General features: G+C 68.6%; 19 protein-coding genes. 2 read left to right on the forward strand and 17 right to left on the reverse strand.

Annotation, left to right across the window (positions count from 1 at the left end; genetic code table 11):
- Window positions 1–133: 133 nt before the first annotated feature.
- From AB0269_RS06430 to AB0269_RS06450, 5 genes are all read right to left on the reverse strand, one after another.
- On the reverse strand, window positions 134–568 hold the full coding sequence (locus AB0269_RS06430; protein WP_366210390.1) for a cytochrome c oxidase subunit 4: 435 nt from the start codon (window positions 566–568) through the stop codon (window positions 134–136).
- Between the two features lie 3 nt (window positions 569–571).
- Window positions 572–2,320: a cytochrome c oxidase subunit I gene (gene ctaD / locus AB0269_RS06435; RefSeq protein ID WP_366210391.1), complete on the reverse strand. Its 1,749-nt coding sequence runs from the start codon at window positions 2,318–2,320 to the stop codon at window positions 572–574.
- A gap of 5 nt (window positions 2,321–2,325) precedes the next feature.
- Complete coding sequence (gene coxB, locus AB0269_RS06440; RefSeq protein ID WP_366210392.1) at window positions 2,326–3,234, reverse strand: cytochrome c oxidase subunit II; 909 nt, start codon at window positions 3,232–3,234, stop codon at window positions 2,326–2,328.
- 96 nt (window positions 3,235–3,330) lie between these two features.
- Window positions 3,331–3,693, reverse strand: a complete 363-nt coding sequence (gene erpA, locus AB0269_RS06445; RefSeq protein ID WP_175988077.1) for an iron-sulfur cluster insertion protein ErpA — start codon at window positions 3,691–3,693, stop codon at window positions 3,331–3,333.
- Window positions 3,694–3,776: 83 nt separating this feature from the next.
- Complete coding sequence (locus tag AB0269_RS06450) at window positions 3,777–5,204, reverse strand: dipeptidase (protein WP_366210393.1); 1,428 nt, start codon at window positions 5,202–5,204, stop codon at window positions 3,777–3,779.
- 45 nt (window positions 5,205–5,249) lie between these two features.
- On the opposite strand from AB0269_RS06450, the gene AB0269_RS06455 reads away from it, so the two are divergent.
- Entirely contained in the window at window positions 5,250–5,813 is a 564-nt protein-coding gene (locus AB0269_RS06455) for a DUF3043 domain-containing protein (RefSeq protein WP_366210394.1), read from the forward strand.
- A 50-nt stretch (window positions 5,814–5,863) separates the two neighbouring features.
- Here the strand turns inward: AB0269_RS06455 and AB0269_RS06460 are convergent, their stop codons facing one another.
- The 11 genes from AB0269_RS06460 to AB0269_RS06510 all read right to left on the reverse strand — a co-directional run bounded on the left by AB0269_RS06460 (window position 5,864) and on the right by AB0269_RS06510 (window position 17,512).
- On the reverse strand, window positions 5,864–6,892 hold the full coding sequence (locus tag AB0269_RS06460; RefSeq protein WP_366210395.1) for a quinone-dependent dihydroorotate dehydrogenase: 1,029 nt from the start codon (window positions 6,890–6,892) through the stop codon (window positions 5,864–5,866).
- A gap of 10 nt (window positions 6,893–6,902) precedes the next feature.
- The gene (nrdR, locus tag AB0269_RS06465) at window positions 6,903–7,379 is read right to left on the reverse strand and encodes a transcriptional regulator NrdR (RefSeq protein WP_366210396.1); all 477 of its coding nucleotides are present in this window, start codon (window positions 7,377–7,379) and stop codon (window positions 6,903–6,905) included.
- Between the two features lie 4 nt (window positions 7,380–7,383).
- Window positions 7,384–8,712, reverse strand: a complete 1,329-nt coding sequence (hisD, locus tag AB0269_RS06470; protein WP_366210397.1) for a histidinol dehydrogenase — start codon at window positions 8,710–8,712, stop codon at window positions 7,384–7,386.
- A gap of 1 nt (window position 8,713) precedes the next feature.
- Window positions 8,714–9,787 carry a hypothetical protein gene (locus AB0269_RS06475; protein ID WP_366210398.1) on the reverse strand — a complete coding sequence of 358 codons (1,074 nt, stop codon included), beginning with the start codon at window positions 9,785–9,787 and terminating at the stop codon, window positions 8,714–8,716.
- Window positions 9,788–9,855: 68 nt separating this feature from the next.
- The gene (gene dnaE / locus AB0269_RS06480) at window positions 9,856–13,374 is read right to left on the reverse strand and encodes a DNA polymerase III subunit alpha (protein ID WP_366210399.1); all 3,519 of its coding nucleotides are present in this window, start codon (window positions 13,372–13,374) and stop codon (window positions 9,856–9,858) included.
- Window positions 13,375–13,408: 34 nt separating this feature from the next.
- Window positions 13,409–14,494, reverse strand: a complete 1,086-nt coding sequence (locus AB0269_RS06485; RefSeq protein ID WP_366210400.1) for a hypothetical protein — start codon at window positions 14,492–14,494, stop codon at window positions 13,409–13,411.
- A 1-nt stretch (window position 14,495) separates the two neighbouring features.
- Window positions 14,496–15,074, reverse strand: a complete 579-nt coding sequence (locus AB0269_RS06490) for a sigma-70 family RNA polymerase sigma factor (protein WP_366210401.1) — start codon at window positions 15,072–15,074, stop codon at window positions 14,496–14,498.
- A 31-nt stretch (window positions 15,075–15,105) separates the two neighbouring features.
- Complete coding sequence (locus tag AB0269_RS06495) at window positions 15,106–15,687, reverse strand: GNAT family N-acetyltransferase (protein ID WP_366210519.1); 582 nt, start codon at window positions 15,685–15,687, stop codon at window positions 15,106–15,108.
- 45 nt (window positions 15,688–15,732) lie between these two features.
- Entirely contained in the window at window positions 15,733–16,467 is a 735-nt protein-coding gene (locus AB0269_RS06500; RefSeq protein ID WP_366210402.1) for a hypothetical protein, read from the reverse strand.
- Window positions 16,464–16,898: a DUF6114 domain-containing protein gene (locus AB0269_RS06505; RefSeq protein ID WP_366210403.1), complete on the reverse strand. Its 435-nt coding sequence runs from the start codon at window positions 16,896–16,898 to the stop codon at window positions 16,464–16,466. Before AB0269_RS06505 ends, AB0269_RS06500 begins: the two co-directional genes overlap by 4 nt.
- Before the next feature lie 17 nt (window positions 16,899–16,915).
- Window positions 16,916–17,512, reverse strand: coding sequence for a DUF6230 family protein (locus tag AB0269_RS06510; protein WP_366210404.1), 597 nt, complete (start codon window positions 17,510–17,512; stop codon window positions 16,916–16,918).
- Window positions 17,513–17,621: 109 nt separating this feature from the next.
- On the opposite strand from AB0269_RS06510, the gene AB0269_RS06515 reads away from it, so the two are divergent.
- Window positions 17,622–18,221: a TetR/AcrR family transcriptional regulator gene (locus AB0269_RS06515; protein WP_366210405.1), complete on the forward strand. Its 600-nt coding sequence runs from the start codon at window positions 17,622–17,624 to the stop codon at window positions 18,219–18,221.
- 2 nt (window positions 18,222–18,223) lie between these two features.
- On the opposite strand, the gene AB0269_RS06520 is transcribed toward AB0269_RS06515, so the two are convergent.
- Entirely contained in the window at window positions 18,224–19,147 is a 924-nt protein-coding gene (locus tag AB0269_RS06520; protein WP_366210406.1) for an RluA family pseudouridine synthase, read from the reverse strand.
- Window positions 19,148–19,149: the final 2 nt, after the last annotated feature.

Consider the following 19,149-nt stretch of genomic DNA (forward strand, 5'->3'; position numbering starts at 1 on the left):
TCGCATGCGGCGTCATCCAGAGCGAGAAGCGACCACATGCGGCCCTTGACCGTGTCAGAACAGCAGAACGCCCCTGGCATCAGCCAGGGGCGTTCTCTTGCCTGTAGAGCCGCGCTTCTATCGAGCGCTGCCTTTATCGGGCGAAGTGTCCGCGGTAGTACTCGTAGACCCAGCCGACGATCGCGACGGCGAAGATCGCGACGCCGATCGGCAGGAGGAACTGCCCGACGGCCATGCCGACGAGGAAGACACCGGCGGAGGCGGCAAGTACGAGCGGCCACCACGACCACGGGCTGAACTCGCCGAGCTCGGGGTCGCCGTCATCGATGTCGGACGTCAGGATGTCCTCCGGAAGCTCTCCGCCCTGCGCCTTGTGCGTGCGCTGCAGGTAGACGGCGATCATGGCCGACATGAACATGCCGAAGAACAGTGCGACCGTGCCGACCCACTCGACGCGCATCGCACCGACGAGCTCGGGGTAGGCGATGATGTGCCACACCGTGTAGACGACGCCGACGAGGGCGAAGAACGCGGCGAGGATCCACCACAGGATGATGTTTGAACGCATGGCTTACTTCGCCTCTCCGCTCGCACCGGCGGTGGCCGGCTCCGGCGCTGCGACCGGGTGCTCGGCAGCCTCGGGGTGGTTCAGGTCGAACGCAGGACGCTCGCTGCGGATGCGCGGGATCGACGTGAAGTTGTGACGCGGCGGCGGGCAGCTGGTCGCCCACTCGAGCGATCCGCCGTAGCCCCACGGGTCGTTGACCGTGACCTTCGGCGCCTTGCGCGCCGTGATCCAGACGTTCAGGAAGAACGGCAGCATCGAGGCACCGAGGATGATCGCGCCGATCGTGGAGACCTGGTTGCCCCAGGTCCAGCCGTCAGCGGCCGAGTAGTCGGCGTAGCGGCGCACCATGCCGTCGACGCCCAGCCAGTGCTGGATGAGGAAGGTCATGTGGAATCCGACGAACAGCATCCAGAAGTGCACGTAGCCGAGACGCTCGTTGAGCATGCGACCGGTCCACTTGGGCCACCAGAAGTAGAAGCCGGAGAACATCGCGAACACGACGGTTCCGAACACCACGTAGTGGAAGTGGGCGACGACGAAGTACGAGTCGCTGAGGGCGAAGTCCAGCGGCGGGGCCGCGAGGATCACACCGGTCAGACCGCCGAAGACGAACGACACGAGGAAGCCGAGCGCGAACACCATGGGCGTCTCGAACGTGACCGACCCTCGCCAGAGCGTTCCGATCCAGTTGAAGATCTTCACACCCGTCGGCACGGCGATGAGCATCGTCATCAGCGCGAAGAACGGCAGCAGCACCGAGCCCGTGACGTACATGTGGTGCGCCCACACCGCCACGGAGAGCGCGGCGATCGCGATGGTCGCGTACACGAGCGTCTTGTAGCCGAAGATCGGCTTGCGGCTGAAGACGGGGAACACCTCGGAGACGATGCCGAAGAACGGCAGCGCGATGATGTACACCTCGGGGTGACCGAAGAACCAGAACAGGTGCTGCCACAGCAGCACGCCGCCGTTGGCCGGGTCGTACACGTGCGATCCGAGGATGCGGTCGGAGGCGGCGGCGAAGATCGCCGCGGCGAGAACCGGGAAGGCCATGAGGATCAGCAGGCTCGTGATGAGCGTGTTCCACGAGAAGATCGGCATGCGCCACATGGTCATGCCCGGCGCACGCATCGTGATGATCGTGGTGATGAAGTTCACGGCACCGAGGATCGTTCCGAAACCGGACATGCCGAGTCCGACCATCCACAGGTTGCCACCGGCGCCCGGCGAGAACGAGGCGTTCGCGAGCGGCTGGTATGCGAACCAGCCGAAGGACGCCGCACCCTGCGGGGTGAGGAAGCCGGCGATGGCGATGATCGAGCCGAACCCGAACAGCCAGAACGCGAACGCGTTCAGACGCGGGAACGCGACATCGGGCGCGCCGAGCTGCAGCGGCAGGACCGCGTTGGCGAAGCCGGCGAACAGCGGCGTCGCGAACATGAGCAGCATGATCGTGCCGTGCATCGTGAACAGCTGGTTGTACTGCTCCTTGGTGGGGACGATCTGCATCCCCGGAGCGAACAGCTCTGCACGGATGACGAGCGCCATCACGCCACCGAGCAGGAAGAAGAGGACCGAGGTGATCAGGTACATGTACCCGATCGTCTTGTGGTCGGTGGAGGTCAGCCACTTGACGACGATGTTGCCCTTTTCCTCCGTGCGGGAGGAGCTCAGCAGCGCCGCCTGGCGGGCGGGCATCGCTGAGGGGCGAGCGCCGGCCGTCTGACCGGGGGCCTCAGTGGTGGTGGTCATGAGGATTACTCTCCCTCTTCCTCGGAGCCCGCTCCCGGAGCACCCGTGCCCGGGTTGTTGCCGAGACGGTCGTAGGCATCGGCGATGTCGCCGGTGTTGCCCTCGTCGCGCAGCGAGGCGATGTACGCGTCGTACTCGTCCTGCTCGACGACCTTGACGTTGAACAGCATCATCGAGTGGTACTCGCCGCAGAGCTCGGCGCACTTGCCGTCGTACTCGCCGACGCGCGTCGGGATGAAGGACCAGGAGTTGTCCTTGCCGATGTACATGTCCTTCTTGTAGAGGAAGTCGATGATCCAGAAGGAGTGGATGACGTCGCGCGACTGCAGGCTGATGTGCACCTTCTGATCGACCGGAAGCACCAGCGTGGGCAGCTTCTCCTTGTCGACGTTGCCCTCGGCGTCGGGCTGAGCCTGGACGCCCATGGTCCAGACGGCGTCGGAGAGGTCGTCGTCCTCGCCGGCGTACATGAAGTCGAACGCCCACTGCTTGCCGATCGCCGTGATCTCGACGTCGGCGTCATCGCCCCACTGGGTCTCGATCTCGGCCTGATCGCGTGCCGTGAAGAAGAACATGCCCAGCACGAGGATCAGCGGGATCGCCGTGTAGAAGATCTCGATCGGCATGTTGTAGCGCATCTGGACCGGCAGACCGGTCTGGCCCTTGCGCCGACGGTAGGCGATGGCCGCCCAGCCCATCAGACCCCACGTGATCAGACCCACGATGAGGAGCACGATCCAGGAGTTGACCCAGAGCGACGCGACACGGTCGGTCTGGTTCGTGGCGGCGGTGCCGTCTTCCACGAAGCCCGGGAGGAATCCGTGGAGCTCGGTGGGAGTACATCCCGCCAGGGCCACGGCTGCCGCAATTCCCACAGGAACTGCGACCCAACGAAGGCGGCGTTTCGAGGGCACGATACACCTTTCAAGATCGCGGACAGGGCGTATCCCAGTCTAGGGCAAGCTCACACCTGATTCATGCCAACCACGCAGGCTGGGCACGGCTGATGTTCAGTGGAAGCTGTCGCCGCAGGCGCAGCTTCCGGCCGCGTTCGGGTTGTCGATCGTGAAGCCCTGCTCCGAGATCGTGTCCTTGAAATCGATCGCCGCGCCGTCCAGATACGGCACGCTCATGTTGTCGACGATGACCTCGACGCCGTCGAAGTCGACGGTCTCGTCGCCGTCGAGATAGCGCTCATCGAAGTACAGCTGGTAGATGAGTCCGGAGCATCCGCCCGGCTGCACGGCGACGCGCAGACGGAGGTCGTCGCGGCCCTCCTGCTCGAGGAGGTTCTTCACCTTCGTGGCTGCGGCGTCGGTGAGGGTGACGCCGTGGGCGGCCTTGGTCTCAGGGGTGGTGATGGTGTCGCTCATGTCGCTCCTTGTGACACGCCGCGCACGCGCGCGACTGACTCTGCTACGGCGATTCTACCGCCGAGGGATCGGGAGGGCCCTGGTCACCGCGCTGCGGCGTTCATCCTCGCCAGCAGCAGCGCCTCGGTGCCGACGGCGTGGCGGAAAGTGTCCAGGTGCAGGGATTCGTTCGGGCTGTGCGCCCGCGAGTGCGGGTCCTCGACGCCGGTGACGAGGATCTGCGCCTCGGGGAACTCCCGGACGAGGTCGGCGATGAACGGGATCGACCCGCCAACGCCGAGGTCGACCGGCTCCACGCCGTATCCGTCGGCCATCGCCTGGCGGGCCAGGCCCACGGCCCACCCGCTCGTGTCGACGAGGAAGCCGTTGCCGAGGTCGAGATCCGAGAAGGTGAGTTCCGCGCCGAACGGTGCGTGCGCGCGCAGGTGCTCCTCGAGAGCGGCATACGCCTCCTCACCCGTCTGACCGGGCGCGACGCGAGCGCTGATGACGACGGTCACTTCGGGGAGCAGGGTGTTGGATGCCGACTCCACACTCGTGGCGTCGATGCCGATGACCGTGACGGCCGGCTTGTTCCAGATCCGGCTGAGGATGCTGTCACGACCGATCGGCGTCGTGCCGGGCAGGAGGCCGGCCTCGTCGCGGAGCGTCTCCTCGGTGTACTCGGGGGTCGGCGCGTCGCGCTCGGTCATCCCCTCGACAGCGACGGCGCCGTCCTCGTCCCACAGGGTGGAGAGCAGCCGCACGGTGGCCATCATGGCGTCGGGCACGGCGCCTCCGAACATCCCCGAGTGCGAGGCGTGGTCGAGGGTGCGCACCTTCATGGTGAAGCGGGCGTTGCCGCGCAGCGAGACCGTGAGTCCCGGAGTGGTCGAGTCCCAGTTGCCCGAGTCCGCGACGACGATGGCGTCCGCACGCAGCGCGTCCGCGTTGTCGCTGAGGAACTGGGCGAAGGAGCGGGAGCCGTACTCCTCCTCCCCCTCGATGAACAGCGACACCCCGAGGTCGAGATCGTCGCCGAGCACCTCGCGGACGGCCCGGAGCGCCGCCATGTGGGTCATGATGCCGGCCTTGTCGTCCGCTGCGCCGCGCCCGTACAGGCGTCCGTCACGGACCGTCGGCTCGAACGGCGGCGTCTTCCACAGCGCGTCATCGCCCGGAGGCTGCACGTCGTGGTGCGCGTAGAGCAGGATCGTCGGCTTGCCGCCTCGGGCGGCGCGGGTGGCGAGCACCGCCGGCTGCCCGAACTCGTCGGTGCCGGGAATCGCCGCTCGCAGGACGCGCACCTCGTCGAAGACGCCCGTGCCCTCGGCGAGCTCCGCCACGCGCTCGGCGCTGCGCTGGAGCTGGGTCTGGTCGAAGGACGGCCAGGCGATGCCGGGGATCCGCACCAGGTCGCCGAGATCGGCGAGTGCAGCGGGGATCCCCAGTGCCACCGCGTCGGCGACGGCGGATTCGACGGACGGGTCGGATTCGGGCTGCTCGGAGCTGGGAGCGTGCTCTGCGGTCATGCGAGTAATCTTAAGGCTTCACCCCGATTCGAGCCGAGGAGCCCCGTGGCCGCTAGCACCCCATCGACGAACGACGAGTCCGCCGAGACGCCGGCGGTCGGCAAGGGTCGACCGACCCCGAGCCGCGCCGAGCAGGTCGCTGCTCGCCGTCGCCCGCTGGTCGCGAACACGAAGGAGGCGAAGGCCGCCGCACGTGTCCAGCTGCGCGAGCAGCGCGAGCGCGCGCAGGCCGGTATGGCCGCCGGTGAGGACAAGTACCTCCCGCCGCGCGACAAGGGCCCCCAGCGGCGCTGGGTCCGCGACTACGTGGATGCCGGGTGGCACGCCTCCGAGTGGGTCATGGCCCTGATGGTGATCGTGATCCTCATCTCCCTCGTGCCCGACCCCACGTTCTCGTTCTACGCGTTCGTCGGCCTGTGGGTGTTCATCATCATCGCCGTGCTCGACATGGTCCTCCTCGCCGCCCGCGTCAAGAAGAAGGCCGCGGTGAAGTTCGGGAAGGACCGGCTCGAGAAGGGCCTCGGCTGGTATGCGGCGATGCGGTCGCTGCAGATGCGCTTCATGCGCCTGCCGAAGCCTCAGGTCAAGCGCGGCCAGTACCCGGCTTGACCCGTCCCGGTCGCTGAGCCTGTCGAAGTGTCAGGGACCGGTCCGCCGGCTCAGGCGCTGACGCGACGCAGTCCGCGATTGATCTGACGCGCCCACAGCGGGCCGCGGTACAGGAACGCCGTGTAGCCCTGCACCAGCGTGGCACCGGCATCCATGCGCTCGCGCACGTCGGATGCCGTCTCCACTCCCCCGACGGAGATCACGCAGAAGTCGTCGGGAACCGCCGCACGCACGACGCGGAGCACCTGCAGGGACCGCTCGCGCAGCGGCGCTCCCGAGAGTCCGCCCGCTCCGGCCGCCTCGACGACGTCCACCGGAGTGCTCAGCCCCTCACGACCGATCGTCGTGTTGTGGGCGATGATGCCGCCGAGCCCCTCGGCGACGGCGAGGCGCGCGATCGCGGCGATCTCGTCATCGGGCAGATCGGGTGCGATCTTGACGAGCAGCGGCGTGGTGCCGGCGGCATCCTTCACCGCACGGAGCAGGGGCGCGAGAGTCTCGACGGCCTGCAGGCCCCGCAGGCCCGGCGTGTTGGGTGACGAGACGTTGACGGCGAGGTAGTCCGCGAGGGGCGCGAGCCGGGTGGCGCTGGCGACGTAGTCGGCCGTGGCGTTCTCGACGTCGACGACCCTGCTCTTGCCGATGTTCGCGCCGACGATCGTCGCAGGGCGGCGACGGCGCAGCTTCGTCAGGCGCTTCGCCGCGGCATCGGCACCGGCGTTGTTGAATCCCATCCGGTTGATGACCGCACGATCGGGCACGAGACGGAACAGTCGGGGCTTGGGGTTGCCGTCCTGCGGGATCGCCGTGACCGTGCCGACCTCGACGTGTCCGAAGCCGAGGGCGGCGAGCCCGCGGACGCCGACGGCGTTCTTGTCGAACCCGGCGGCCACACCGAACGGCGAGTCGAACGTGAGCCCGAGCGTCTCGACGCGCTGATCCGGGGACGGCGCGCACAGCGCCCGCGTCACCCAGGAGAACGGCGGCAGGCCGAGCACGCGGATGACGGCCATGCCGGCGTGGTGGGCGAACTCCGGATCGAAGCGCGAGAGGACGGTGCGGAAGAGGAGGGGATACATCCCTGCCAGATTACCGGTCGGCTCCGGCCTGCTCCGACGCGGCGTGGTCGGCCCGCAGCTCGCCGATCGCGGTCTCGAAGTCCTCGAGGGAGTCGAACGCCTGATAGACGCTGGCGAAGCGCAGGTAGGCGACCTCGTCGAGATCGCGCAGGGGCCCGAGGATCGCAAGGCCGATCTCGTTGGCGTCCAGCTGCGAGACGCCGGTCTGGCGGACGGCCTCCTCGACCCTCTGGGCGAGGACGGCGAGGTCCGCCTCCGTCACCGGCCGCCCCTGGCACGCCTTGCGCACGCCGGAGATCACCTTGTCGCGGCTGAACGGCTCCATGACGCCGCTGCGCTTGATGACGCTGAGGCTGGCCGTCTCGGTCGTCGTGAAGCGGCCTCCGCACTCCGGGCACTGCCTGCGCCTGCGGATCGACAGTCCGTCATCGCTGGTTCGCGAATCGATCACGCGGGAGTCGGGGTGTCGGCAGAACGGGCAGTGCATGGTGTTACAGCGTAGCCGCTGCGTCGTCGCCTTCCTGGAAGCGCGCTTCGATCGCCTCGCCGTGCGCCGGGAGGACCTCGGCGTTCGCGAGTGCGACGACCCCGGCGCGGACCTCGGCCAGTGCCGCGTGGTCATAGGAGATGACCTGCTGCGGGCGCAGGAACGTGTAGGCCCCGAGACCCGGCGCGTAGCGCGCCTGGCCCCCCGTGGGCAGCACGTGATTGCTGCCGGCCATGTAGTCGCCGAGGCTGACCGGAGTCTGGTCGCCCACGAAGATCGCGCCGGCACTCGTGAACGCGGCTGCCGCCTCCTCGGCGTCCTCGAGGTGCAGTTCGAGGTGCTCCGGAGCGTACGCGTTGCTGAAGGCCGTGGCCATCGCGCGGTCGTCGACGAGGACGATCGCCGACTGCTCCCCGCTCAGCGAGACGCCGACGCGTTCGGAGTGCGCGGTGGATGACGCGAGGATCTCCGCCTCGGCGGCGACGCGCTCGGCGAGGTCCGCGTCGTCGGTGACGAGCATGGCCGAGGCCTGCTCGTCGTGCTCGGCCTGGCTGACGAGGTCGGCGGCGATGAGGCGCGCATCGGCTGTGCCGTCGGCCACGACCAGGATCTCGGTCGCACCGGCCTCCGAGTCGGTTCCGACGACGCCCGCGACGGCGCGCTTGGCGGAGGCGACGTAGTTGTTGCCGGGTCCGGACACCACGTCCACCGGGTCGAGATCGAGGTCCACCACGCCGTGGGCGAAGGCGCCGATGGCTCCTGCCCCGCCCATCGCGTACACCTCGGTGATGCCGAGGAGGCCCGCCGCGGCCAGGATCACCGGGTGGATGCGACCGCCCTGATCCTGCTGCGGAGGAGAGGCGAGAGCGATCTGCTGGACCCCTGCCACCTGTGCCGGGACGACGTTCATGATGACGCTCGACGGGTACACGGCTTTGCCGCCGGGGATGTACACGCCGACGCGGCCGACCGGCTGCCAGCGCTGGGTGATCCGCGCTCCGGGCCCGATCCGGGTGACTCGGGACTCCGGGACCTGCGCGGCGGATGCCTGCCGCACGCGAGTGATCGCCTCGTCGAGGGCTGCGCGGATCTCAGGCGTCAGCGCGGCGACGGCATCCTGGATGTGCTCGGCCGGCACGCGGATCTCGTGCCCGGTGACCCGGTCGAACTTCTCGGCCTGAGCGCGCAGGGCCGTCTCGCCTGCGGTGCGGACGTCCTCGACGATCCGCGCCGCGGTCTCGAGCGCTTCCGCGCGCGCCTGGGCGGCGCGCGGCACGGCGGCGAGCATGTCCGCCGGCGAGAGCTCGCGCCCCCGCAGATCGATGGTGCGCACGTCAGCCCTTCGTGATGTCTGCGATGTCGTGCAGGAAGCCGATGCGGCCGTCGTCGTGCCGCACGACGTAGGCGCCGCCGCGGTCCTCGATGACGAGGGCCCACGCGTCGGGGCCGATGCGGAACAACGGCTCTCCCCGCTCGTCGAACACGTCGCGCTCGGTCGGGGCCAGCGCCCAGAACGGCTGGAACTGGTCCGGCTCCGGTGCATCCGCCTGATCGGTCGCGGTGCGGGCGTACCCGGGCACGTAGTCGTCGTCGAGCTGCGGCGATGACCCGGGCTCGCCTCCGGCCGCGTGATCGGTCAGCGAGATGCTCGCCGCGGGCTCTTCCCGCTCGTGCGTGATCTCGTCGACGTCGATGTCGTCCACGAGCTCGGCGATGACGGCATCCGCCTCGTCATCCTCGTCCTCGTAGTCGTCCGTGATGATCGTGTTCTGGCGGGTGCGGTCGGCGGGCTCCTCATCGCCCGGCGCGACCGATGCGGCCGCGACCGCCGCAGGCTCGGGGCGGGTGTGCCGCGCGACGGGCCGGGCCGGGTTCGCGTTGCTGTGGGCGAGCGTGATGAGCCGGCCCCGGAAGTCATCGCGGATGCCGGGGATGAAAGGTGCGAAGACGGTGAGCAGGACGAGGGCCAGAGCGAGGATCAGCTCGGCGATGACCACCCAGCTGAAGACGTAGTCGCCTGGCAGCAGGACCGCAGAGAGCATCACCCACGTGCGATCGGCCCAGTAGACCGCCGCGACGGCGAAGGCGACGGAGGCGAACTGGTCGACGCCCAGCGACCCGACGCGCCGGATGCCCTCCGGCGAGAATCGGCGCAGCACGAGGAGGAAGGCGGCCGCCGTCGGCAGACCCACCGGCAGCAGCCAGGAGATCCCCTGATTCCAGATCGTGCCCGAGCCGAGCTCCGCGTACAGCGGGAAGAAAGACACGACCAGCATGAGCGCCCACGCGATCACGATGAGCAGCTCGCGCAGGGTGAAGCCGAGGATGCCGTGCTGAGGCACGACCTGTTCGGCGTAGAGCACGCCATCGTCCTCGGAGAACAGCTCTTCAGGTGCGTCCGTACTCATGAGTCCCTACCCTACCCGAGGCCGCCGAGTCCCACCCGGGGCAGACCTGCCCGTTCGGGCTGCCAGACTCACCCGAGGCAGGCGGGACCGAGCAACGACTTGAGGTCGCCGAACAGGTCTGCGGACACCTTGACGGGCATCGGCACGTCGAACACCTTCGCCGTCTGTCCGCGGTGCACCCGGAGGATCACCTCGGTCTCGCCGTTGTGGCGGCGGAGGACCTCGGCGAGCTCGTTCATGACGTGCTCGGTCGCGCGCTGCTCGGCGAGGAGCAGCGAGAGCGGACCCGCCGCGTCGAACGATCCGACGTCGGGGGCGAACGCCGACTGCGCGTGCAGGTTCAGGCCGTCATCGCGCCGCGACACACGGCCGCGGACGGCGAGGATCGCATCCTGCTGCAGCACGTGCTGGAACTCGGTGTAGGTCTTGCCCATGAACATGATCGTGACCTCGCCGTTGAAGTCCTCGACCGTGATCATGCCGTACGGGTTGCCGCTGGCCTTGGCGACGCGGTGCTGCACGCTCGTCACGAGACCCGCGACTGTGACCTGATCGCCGTCCTGCAGGTCTTCCGACGCGAGCAGGTTGTGGATCGAGATCGACGCGTGCTTCGCGAGCGGCACCTCGAGGCCAGCGAGAGGGTGGTCGGACACGTACAGGCCGAGCATCTCGCGCTCGAACGCGAGCTTGTCCTTCTTGGTCCACTCCGGACGGTCGGGGACCTTGGCGGGTGGCGCCTCTTCGTGCGCGTCGTACAGGCTGTCGAAGTCGAAGCCGATCGCGCCCTGGGCCTCGTTGCGCTTCTGGTCGACGGCGGCCTCGGTCGCATCCTCATGGATCTCCATGAGCGCACGGCGCGTGTCGCCCATCGAGTCGAACGCGCCCGCCTTGATCAGAGACTCGACCGTGCGCTTGTTCGAGACGTGCAGCGGGACCTTCTTGAGGAAGTCGTGGAAGGACGCGAAGTTCTCCTTCTCGCGCGACGTCACGATCCCGTCGACGACGTTGCTGCCGACGTTGCGCACCGCACCGAGGCCGAAGCGGATGTCCTCGCCGACGGCCGCGAAGAAGTTGATCGACTCGCGGACGTCGGGCGGGAGCACTCGGATGCCCATGCGACGGCACTCGTTGAGGTAGATCGCCATCTTGTCCTTGGAGTCGCCGACGCTCGTGAGCAGCGCCGCCATGTACTCGGCGGGGTAATGCGCCTTGAGGTACGCCGTCCAGTACGAGACGAGACCGTAGGCGGCCGAGTGCGCTTTGTTGAAGGCGTAGTCCGAGAAGGGCAGCAGGATGTCCCACAGCGCCTTGATCGCCGCCTCGCCGTAGCCGCGCTCCTTCATGCCGCCCGAGAAGCCCTCGTACTGCTTGTCGAGTTCGGACTTCTTCTTCTTGCCCATGGCGCGGCGCAGGATGTCTGCTTGACCGAGGCTGAAGCCGGCGACCTTCTGCGCGATCGCCATGACCTGCTCCTGATAGATGATCAGGCCGTACGACTCCTCGAGGATGTCGGCGAGCGGCTCCGCGAGTTCGGGATGGATCGGCGAGATCTCCTGGTGGCCGTTCTTGCGCAGCGCGTAGTTCGTGTGCGAGTTCGCACCCATCGGACCCGGGCGGTACAGGGCGATGAGGGCCGAGATGTCGCCGAAGTTGTCGGGCTTCATCAGGCGCATCAGCGACCGCAGCGGCGGGCTGTCGAGCTGGAAGACGCCGAGCGTGTCGCCACGGGCGAGCAGGTCGTAGACGGCGCGGTCGTCGAGCTCGAGGTGCTCGAGGTCGACCTCCTCGCCGCGGTTCATGCGGATGTTGTCGAGGGCGTCCGAGATGATCGTGAGGTTCCGCAGCCCCAGGAAGTCCATCTTGATGAGGCCCAGCGACTCGCACGACGGGTAGTCGAACTGCGTGACGATCTGGCCGTCCTGCTCGCGGCGCATGATCGGGATGATGTCGAGCAGGGGCTCGGACGACATGATGACGCCGGCCGCGTGCACACCCCACTGACGCTTCAGCCCCTCGAGACCGAGCGCGCGGTCGAACACCGTCTTCGCCTCGGGATCGGTCTCGATGAGGGCGCGGAACTCGCTGGCCTCCTTGTAGCGCGGGTGCGCCGAGTCGAACATGCCGTCCAGGGGCATGTCCTTGCCCATCACGGCCGGGGGCATGGCCTTGGTCAGGCGCTCCCCCATGCTGAAGGGGAACCCGAGGACGCGGCCGGCGTCCTTGAGCGCCTGCTTCGACTTGATGGTGCCGTAGGTGACGATCTGCGCGACGCGCTCGGATCCGTACTTCTCGGTGACGTACTCGATGACCTCGCCGCGGCGACGGTCGTCGAAGTCGACGTCGAAGTCAGGCATGGAGACGCGGTCGGGGTTGAGGAAGCGCTCGAAGATGAGACCGTGCTCGAGGGGGTCGAGGTCGGTGATCTTCATGGCGTACGCGACCATGGAGCCGGCACCCGACCCGCGCCCGGGGCCCACGCGGATGCCGTGGTCCTTGGCCCAGTTGATGAAGTCGGCGACGACGAGGAAGTAGCCGGGGAAGCCCATCTGCAGGATGATCCCGACCTCGTACTCGGCCTGCTTGCGGACCTTGTCGGGGATGCCGTTCGGGTACCGGTAGTGCAGCCCCGCCTCGACCTCCTTGATGAGCCAGCTGTCCTCGGTCTCGCCGTCTGGCACCGGGAAGCGGGGCATGTAGTTCGCCGAGGTGTTGAACTCGACCTCGCACCGCTCGGCGATGAGCAGGGTGTTGTCGCAGGCCTCGGGGTGGTCGCGGAAGAGCTGGCGCATCTCCTGCGCCGTCTTGATGTAGTAGCCGTCGCCGTCGAACTTGAAGCGGTTCGGGTCGTCCATGGTCGACCCGGACTGCACGCACAGCAGCGCCGCATGCGCGTCGGCCTCGTGCTGATGCGTGTAGTGCGAGTCGTTCGTCGCCACCAGAGGGATGCCGAGGTCCTTGGAGATCTTCAGCAGGTCGCTGATCACGCGCCGTTCGATCGACAGACCGTGGTCCATGATCTCGGCGAAGTAGTTCTCCTTGCCGAAGATGTCCTGGAACTCGGCCGCCGCCGCGCGCGCGGCGTCGTACTGACCGAGGCGGAGCCTGGTCTGGATCTCACCCGACGGGCAGCCCGTCGTCGCGATCAGGCCCTTCGAGTACTGCTGCAGGAGTTCGCGATCCATGCGGGGCTTGAAGTAGTAGCCCTCGATGCTCGAGAGCGAGCTCAACCGGAAGAGGTTGTGCATGCCCTCCGTGGTCTGGCTCCACATCGTGGTGTGCGTGTAGGCGCCGGAGCCCGAGACGTCGTCGCTCTTCTGATCGGGTGATCCCCACGCGACGCGGGACTTGTCGCTGCGGTGCGTGCCAGGGGTCACGTACGCTTCGAGCCCGACGATCGGCTTGACGCCGGCGTTGCGCGCCGCGTTGTAGAACTCGAAGGCCGCGAAGGTGTTGCCGTGATCGGTGACGGCGATCGCCGGCATGCCGTAATCGGCGGCCGCCTGCGTCATCGCGTTGATCTTCGCAGCACCGTCCAGCATCGAGTACTCGCTGTGAACGTGAAGATGTACGAAGGAGTCGGATGCCACGGTTCGAGTCTACGTCGGGCCCCGGACGCCGGCGTCAGGGAGCCTCGTCGACCACGCTCACCCGCACCACGCGGTGCTCGTCCGGGACGTCCTGCGGCACGATCGAGTCGCCCTCCGGAAGGACCGTGTCGCTGAGCTGCGTGATCAGCGACCGCTGCGTGTCCAGCTCGAACGTGGTCGTACGACTCCAGCCGTCACCGGTGACCGCGTATGTGAACGTGGCGACATCGGCCGCAGGATCGTCGACGTGCATGCCGTCGACGAGTGCCAGCGCCTCGAACATCGCGGCACGCAGATCCGCCGGAGCCAGGGACGTGCTGAGCGTGCTGCTCATCGTCCACACCGCCGCCGCATCGGCCTCCGCGCCGCTCACCCCGCTGTTCGCGCGGAACCAGTCCAGCAGCGCCTGCGGGTCGCCCGGCATGTCGTCGAAGTCCTCGCGCCCGTCCAGGGTCGCGTCGCCGCTCTCGGTGTTGTTCGGATCACGGCCGCCCGGCAGCCGCCACAGGTCCGGCGTGCTCGAGCCCTCCTGCTGCAGGCGCTCCCAGGTGCGCACGGCGTCGTCCGCGTTCTCCCCCCATCGGTCGCCGACCGTCCAGGGCGCGCGCAGGTCCCACACCCACTCGTCCTCGCGATCCGCGGGGACGTAGAGGTCCGATGTGCGGGTCGTCACGAATGCGGCCTCGGCGTCCTCACGGGTGCCCATCGGCATGAGTTCGCCGGTCGCGGCATCCGGCATCGCGAAATTCAGGAAGGAATCGGTCTGCTCGATGCGCAAGTACTGCCCGGCGGACAGCGTCAGGTCGTCGGCCCCCGCCGTGCGCTCGGCGGCGCGCTCGAGGACCTCGGCTGCCGAGGCGGGTGCAGGTACCAGCACCGGCGGCGCACCGGGGTCCCCCGGGTCGACCGGGGCGAGGTTGGTGATCACGGTGGCGGCGACCGCGACGGCGGCTCCCGCCCCGACGAGCCCACCGGCCCACGCCCAGCGCCGACGTCGCGTGCGCACCGCACGCGGTCGGGACCGCACTTCGGCCATCAGCCGGTGCCGCGCGGCGGCGACATCGGATTCCTGGACGGCGGACTCAGGCGCCGCCGCTCGAACCACGTCGATAACGTCCATCTCAGCTCTCCTCCATCGCCATCCATGTCAGCCGGGTCGCGGAGTGCGATCCGGGAGGTGCGAGCCTGCGGCGGACGCGGTTCAACCGCGATCTCACGGTTCCCACCGGAACGCCGAGGGCCGCCGCCACCTGTTCGTACGTCAGATCCCCCCAGGCGTACAGCAGCAGGGTGTCGCGATCCTTGACCGACAGCGCAGCGATGCGCGGCGCGAGTTCTCGCAGGGCGGCCTGCGCATCGAGGTGCTCATCGGCCTCGTCGTGCGGCAGTCCGCCGGCCTCCCCGGCACCCGCAGATGCCTGGAAGGCCCGCCACTGCCTGGCCTCCATCGCCCGGTGACTGCGCACGAGCCGCGTCGCGATCCCGAGCAGCCAGGGCCGTGCGGATTCCCACACGTGATCGAAGCTGCCCCGACGGCGGAAAGCGACGAGGAACGTCTCGCTGAGGACGTCCTCGACGGCATCCTGCCCGACGCGCCGTCGGATGTATCCGCCCACGGCGCGCACGTGCCGCTCGAAGATCTGGGAGAACGCTCCCGGCTCGTCGAGCGACCGTCGGATGATCTCGCTGTCTGTGCTCACACTGTGTATTGCCCGCCGCGATGAATCCGGTTCACGAATTCTTCCGCAGGTCGAGCCGCATGATCACGCGGGGGAACCCGTTGAGCACCGACCGGGTCTCGGATGCCTGCACGAAGCCCGCCTTCTCGAACATCGCCTTGGTGCCGACGTACGCCATCGTCAGGTCGACCTTCTCGCCGCGGTTGTCGACGGGATAGGCCTCCACGGCCGGCGCACCCCTTTCGCGCGCGTATTCGACCGCTCCTTCGACGAGGGCGTGCGAGATGCCCTGTCTACGGTGCCCCGGTCTTACTCTGATGCACCACAGCGACCACACGTCCAGATCGTCGACGTGCGGGATGCGCCGGTTCGTGGCGAAGCCCGTGCTCCGCCGCGGCTGCAGCGCCGCCCATCCGACCGGCTCGTCGTCCAGGTACGCGAGCACACCGGGCGGCGGGTCCTGCCGGCACAGCTCGCGGACCTTGTCAGCGCGCTCGGGCCCGCGCAGGGCGTTGTTCTCGGTCGACGAGAGCCGGTAGCTCAGACAGAAGCACACGTTCGACGTCGGCTTCTTCGGCCCGACGAGCGCGGCGACGTCGTCGAACTCGGTGGCAGGTCGCACCTGGATGCCCATGCCGCCCAGTGTGACGGATGCCGCGGACATCGGCATCCGCCGCACTCAGGGATGGACGATGTTCTGATCGGTGTTCGTGTAGTGGATCGAGTCGGCGATCGAGCCGACGAGGCCCATCGAGACCTTCAGCAGCCCCGGCTCGACGTCTCCGAGCGCGGGCGGCGTGTCGAGCCCGAGGGTGATCCCCTCACCGCCGAGGGTCGTCGCCGTGACCGAGCCGAGATAGACGGAGACGTGACCCTTCAGCGACATCGTGTCCGCCGTGGTGACGAGGCCCGGTCCGTCGGGCGGGCGCACGGTCAACGAGAACCCGTCGATCGTGATCGAGTCGGCCTCGATCTTCAACGCGCGGACGGTGCCGCCGTCGACCGTCGGCACGCTGACGATGCTGATACCGCGCAGCCCCGTGAACGACAGCCCGCCCGCGCCCATGGACGCCGGAGTCCCGGTGAACACCGGAGCCCCGTCGTCGACGGGCGCCGGAACGGGATCCTTGTCGGCGTCCTTCTCGTCCGCGTCGGGCTTCTCGGCGCCCGACTCCTCGTCGGATGCATCGTCACCAGGCAGCAGCTCGTCCACGATGCCGGGCTCCTCCGGCTCCTCCGTGGTCGGCGGCGGAGTCGTCTCACCCGGTGCCGGGTCGTCCTTGGGGCACAGGAACGACAGGAACGAATCGCAGAAGCCGGTGTGCCGCGGCGCCGGGGCGGCGTTCACGGCGAGCGGCGCGGCGACCAGCAGCGCCGCGACGACGGCCGCCGCGCGCAGTCGGCGGCGCCTCACTCGGCAGCCTCCTGCGGTTCCTCCTGCCGCGCCGCGCTGCGCGCCTTAGCCGCAGCCCTCGCTTCAGGAGTCATCCATGCGACCACGATCACGCCGCCCACGCAGGCCAGGATGGTGCCCAGCAGGAATCCGCCGAGGTTGACGCCGATCAGCGCGTACAGTCCGACAGCCAGCGAGAGCACGCCGTAGAACACGTGGTGGGCGGGCATGGTGATCGACAGGATGCCGAGCAGCAGCAGGCCGACGGGGATGAGGGTCGCCTGCATCCCCTCGATGCCCATCTGCACGTGCAGGTGCCCGAGGTCGAGCTGGCCGGAGAAGAACATCTCCACGCCCGAGATCGCGACGAGCAATCCGCCGACGAACGGCCGTTCGCGGCGCCACGCCGAGAACCTGCGCAGGGGACGCCGCGCGGCGCGTCGGGAGGTCATCACAGGATTCGCCTCGGTCAGAAGCACGGAGTCGAACCGTCCGTCAGCTCGAGCGACATGCCGGTCAGGGTGAAGACCGAAGCCTGCGTGCTCCACGCGGTCTGCTGCAGGTTGGCGATCGAGACGGTGTCGGCGTCCTGCGCGAAGTCGCCCGCGCTGCCCTTCGCCTCGGTCGTGACGGTGGACGCGTCGACGCCGATGCGGATGCTGCCGAACGACGCATCGCCCCTCAGACCCGTCATGCCGATCTGCAGGTCGGACGCGCTGGCCGGCTTGTCGCCGCCACCGGCCTTGATGAGCACTCCGACGGTGCCCAGCGGCGTCTCGGTGACGACGGACTGGCACAGGTCGCTGAGCGTGGCGCTCTTGATGTTGGCGATCGCGACGGTGTGCTCGCCGCCCTCGGAGTCCTTCGCCACGCCCGCGTACTGCGAGAATCCGGTTCCCTCGAGCTGGCTGGCCGAGATCTGGAACTGGCTGCCGGACACGGCGAACGAGACGGGGACCGCGCCCTGCGCGACTCCGCCGAGGAGGACTGCTGCGACGACGCCGACGGGCACCGCTGCCAGGGTGACGCGACCGGCGTGGGACTTCGTGAGTGACGGGAACTTCATCGATCCTCCTGTATCGGGCCGTCGTCTTCGGCGGCTGTACGAGCATAACCCTCATTGACTCAGAGTCAATATGGGTACCGCATGTCGCTCCGATCGGTAGGCTGGGGCGATGCCCGAGGAACGCCGCAGCCGTCTCTCGCCGGAGGACCGCCGCACGCAGCTCATGATCGTCGGCGTCAACTTCCTCGCCGACCATCCCCTCGACGAGCTCTCGATGGACGAGCTCGCCCGGCGAGCAGGCGTCTCACGGGCGCTGCTGTTCCACTACTTCGACTCGAAGCAGGGCATGCACCGCGCCGTCGTCACGACCGCCCGCGACAGCCTGCTCCAGGCCACCGCGCCCCGCGCGGACCTTGCGCCGCGCGAGCGGATCGACGACACGCTGCGCCGATTCGCCAGCTTCGTGCGCGATCATCGCGGAACGTTCCTGTCGCTCGTCCGCGGCCCCGCCAGCGGGGACCCGACCGTGCGCGCCCTCGTCGACGAATCCCGCGAGTTCAACGCAGAACAGCTCAGGGAGGCGTTCAGCGAGCTCGGCATCCCCGATTCGCGCGCCGTGCGGATGGCCCTGCGCGGCTGGGTCTCCTTCGCCGAGGAGGTCTTCGTCAGCCTCGCCGCCGACGACCTCGACGACGACAGCGAACTCGTGGCGTTCCTCGTCCACACGCTCGACGGCGCCGTGGCCGCCGCCTGCGAGAGCTCGTTCTGAGTTCAGGCGTCGCCGCGCAGCACGTCCAGGGCGTGCACGAAGTCCGCAGGGTACGGTGACTCGAACTGCACCCACTCCCCCGTCGTCGGGTGCGTGAACGCGAGCCGGTGCGCGTGCAGCCACTGCCGGGTGAGCCCGAGCCTGGCCGACAGCGTGGGGTCGGCGCCGTACAGCGGGTCGCCGACGCAGGGATGCCGGTGCGCGGCCATGTGCACGCGGATCTGATGAGTGCGTCCCGTTTCGAGGTGGATCTCCAGCAGCGAGGCTCCGGGGAACGCCTCGCGCGTCTCGTAGTGCGTCACGGACGGCTTGCCGTCGGGGACGACCGCGAACTTCCACGAGTGGTTGGGATGGCGCCCGATCGGTGCGTCGATCGTGCCCGCCAGCGGGTCGGGATGCCCCTGCACCACGGCGTGATAGATCTTCTCGACCGTGCGCACCTTGAAGGCGTGCTTGAGGGCGCTGTATGCCGACTCGGACTTCGCGACGACCATCAGGCCGCTGGTTCCGACGTCGAGCCGGTGCACGATGCCCGCGCGCTCTGCGGCACCGCTGGTCGCGATCCGGAAGCCCGCGCCGGCGAGAGCGCCGAGCACGGTCGGGCCGTCCCACCCGAGCGACGGGTGCGCTGCGACACCGGTGGGCTTGTCGATCACGACGATGTCGTCGTCGTCGTAGACGATGCCGAGCTCCGGCACCTCGACGGGGACGATCGTCGGCTCCTGCTTGGGCGCCCACTCGACCTCGAGCCACGACCCGCCGCGCAGCCGATCCGACTTGTCGAGCACCGCGCCGTCGAGGCGGACACCGCCCGCGGCGGCGACCTCAGCGGCGAAGGTGCGCGAGAATCCGAGCATCTTGGCCAGCGCTGCATCCACGCGCGTCCCGTCGAGCCCGTCCGGGACGGGCAGCGATCGCGACTCCACGA

It is taken from the genome of Microbacterium sp. NPDC077644, assembly GCF_040702785.1.
Lineage (GTDB): Bacteria > Actinomycetota > Actinomycetes > Actinomycetales > Microbacteriaceae > Microbacterium.

Bases quoted from the DNA above. Each gene is read 5' to 3' on its own strand.
- AB0269_RS06430 (WP_366210390.1), bottom strand. From the start codon at position 568: ATGCGTTCAAACATCATCCTGTGGTGGATCCTCGCCGCGTTCTTCGCC.
- ctaD (WP_366210391.1), bottom strand. From the start codon at position 2,320: ATGACCACCACCACTGAGGCCCCCGGTCAGACGGCCGGCGCTCGCCCC.
- erpA (WP_175988077.1), bottom strand. From the start codon at position 3,693: ATGAGCGACACCATCACCACCCCTGAGACCAAGGCCGCCCACGGCGTC.
- AB0269_RS06450 (WP_366210393.1), bottom strand. From the start codon at position 5,204: ATGACCGCAGAGCACGCTCCCAGCTCCGAGCAGCCCGAATCCGACCCG.
- AB0269_RS06460 (WP_366210395.1), bottom strand. From the start codon at position 6,892: ATGTATCCCCTCCTCTTCCGCACCGTCCTCTCGCGCTTCGATCCGGAG.
- nrdR (WP_366210396.1), bottom strand. From the start codon at position 7,379: ATGCACTGCCCGTTCTGCCGACACCCCGACTCCCGCGTGATCGATTCG.
- AB0269_RS06475 (WP_366210398.1), bottom strand. From the start codon at position 9,787: ATGAGTACGGACGCACCTGAAGAGCTGTTCTCCGAGGACGATGGCGTG.
- AB0269_RS06485 (WP_366210400.1), bottom strand. From the start codon at position 14,494: ATGGACGTTATCGACGTGGTTCGAGCGGCGGCGCCTGAGTCCGCCGTC.
- AB0269_RS06495 (WP_366210519.1), bottom strand. From the start codon at position 15,687: ATGGGCATCCAGGTGCGACCTGCCACCGAGTTCGACGACGTCGCCGCG.
- AB0269_RS06505 (WP_366210403.1), bottom strand. From the start codon at position 16,898: ATGACCTCCCGACGCGCCGCGCGGCGTCCCCTGCGCAGGTTCTCGGCG.
- AB0269_RS06510 (WP_366210404.1), bottom strand. From the start codon at position 17,512: ATGAAGTTCCCGTCACTCACGAAGTCCCACGCCGGTCGCGTCACCCTG.
- AB0269_RS06515 (WP_366210405.1), top strand. From the start codon at position 17,622: ATGCCCGAGGAACGCCGCAGCCGTCTCTCGCCGGAGGACCGCCGCACG.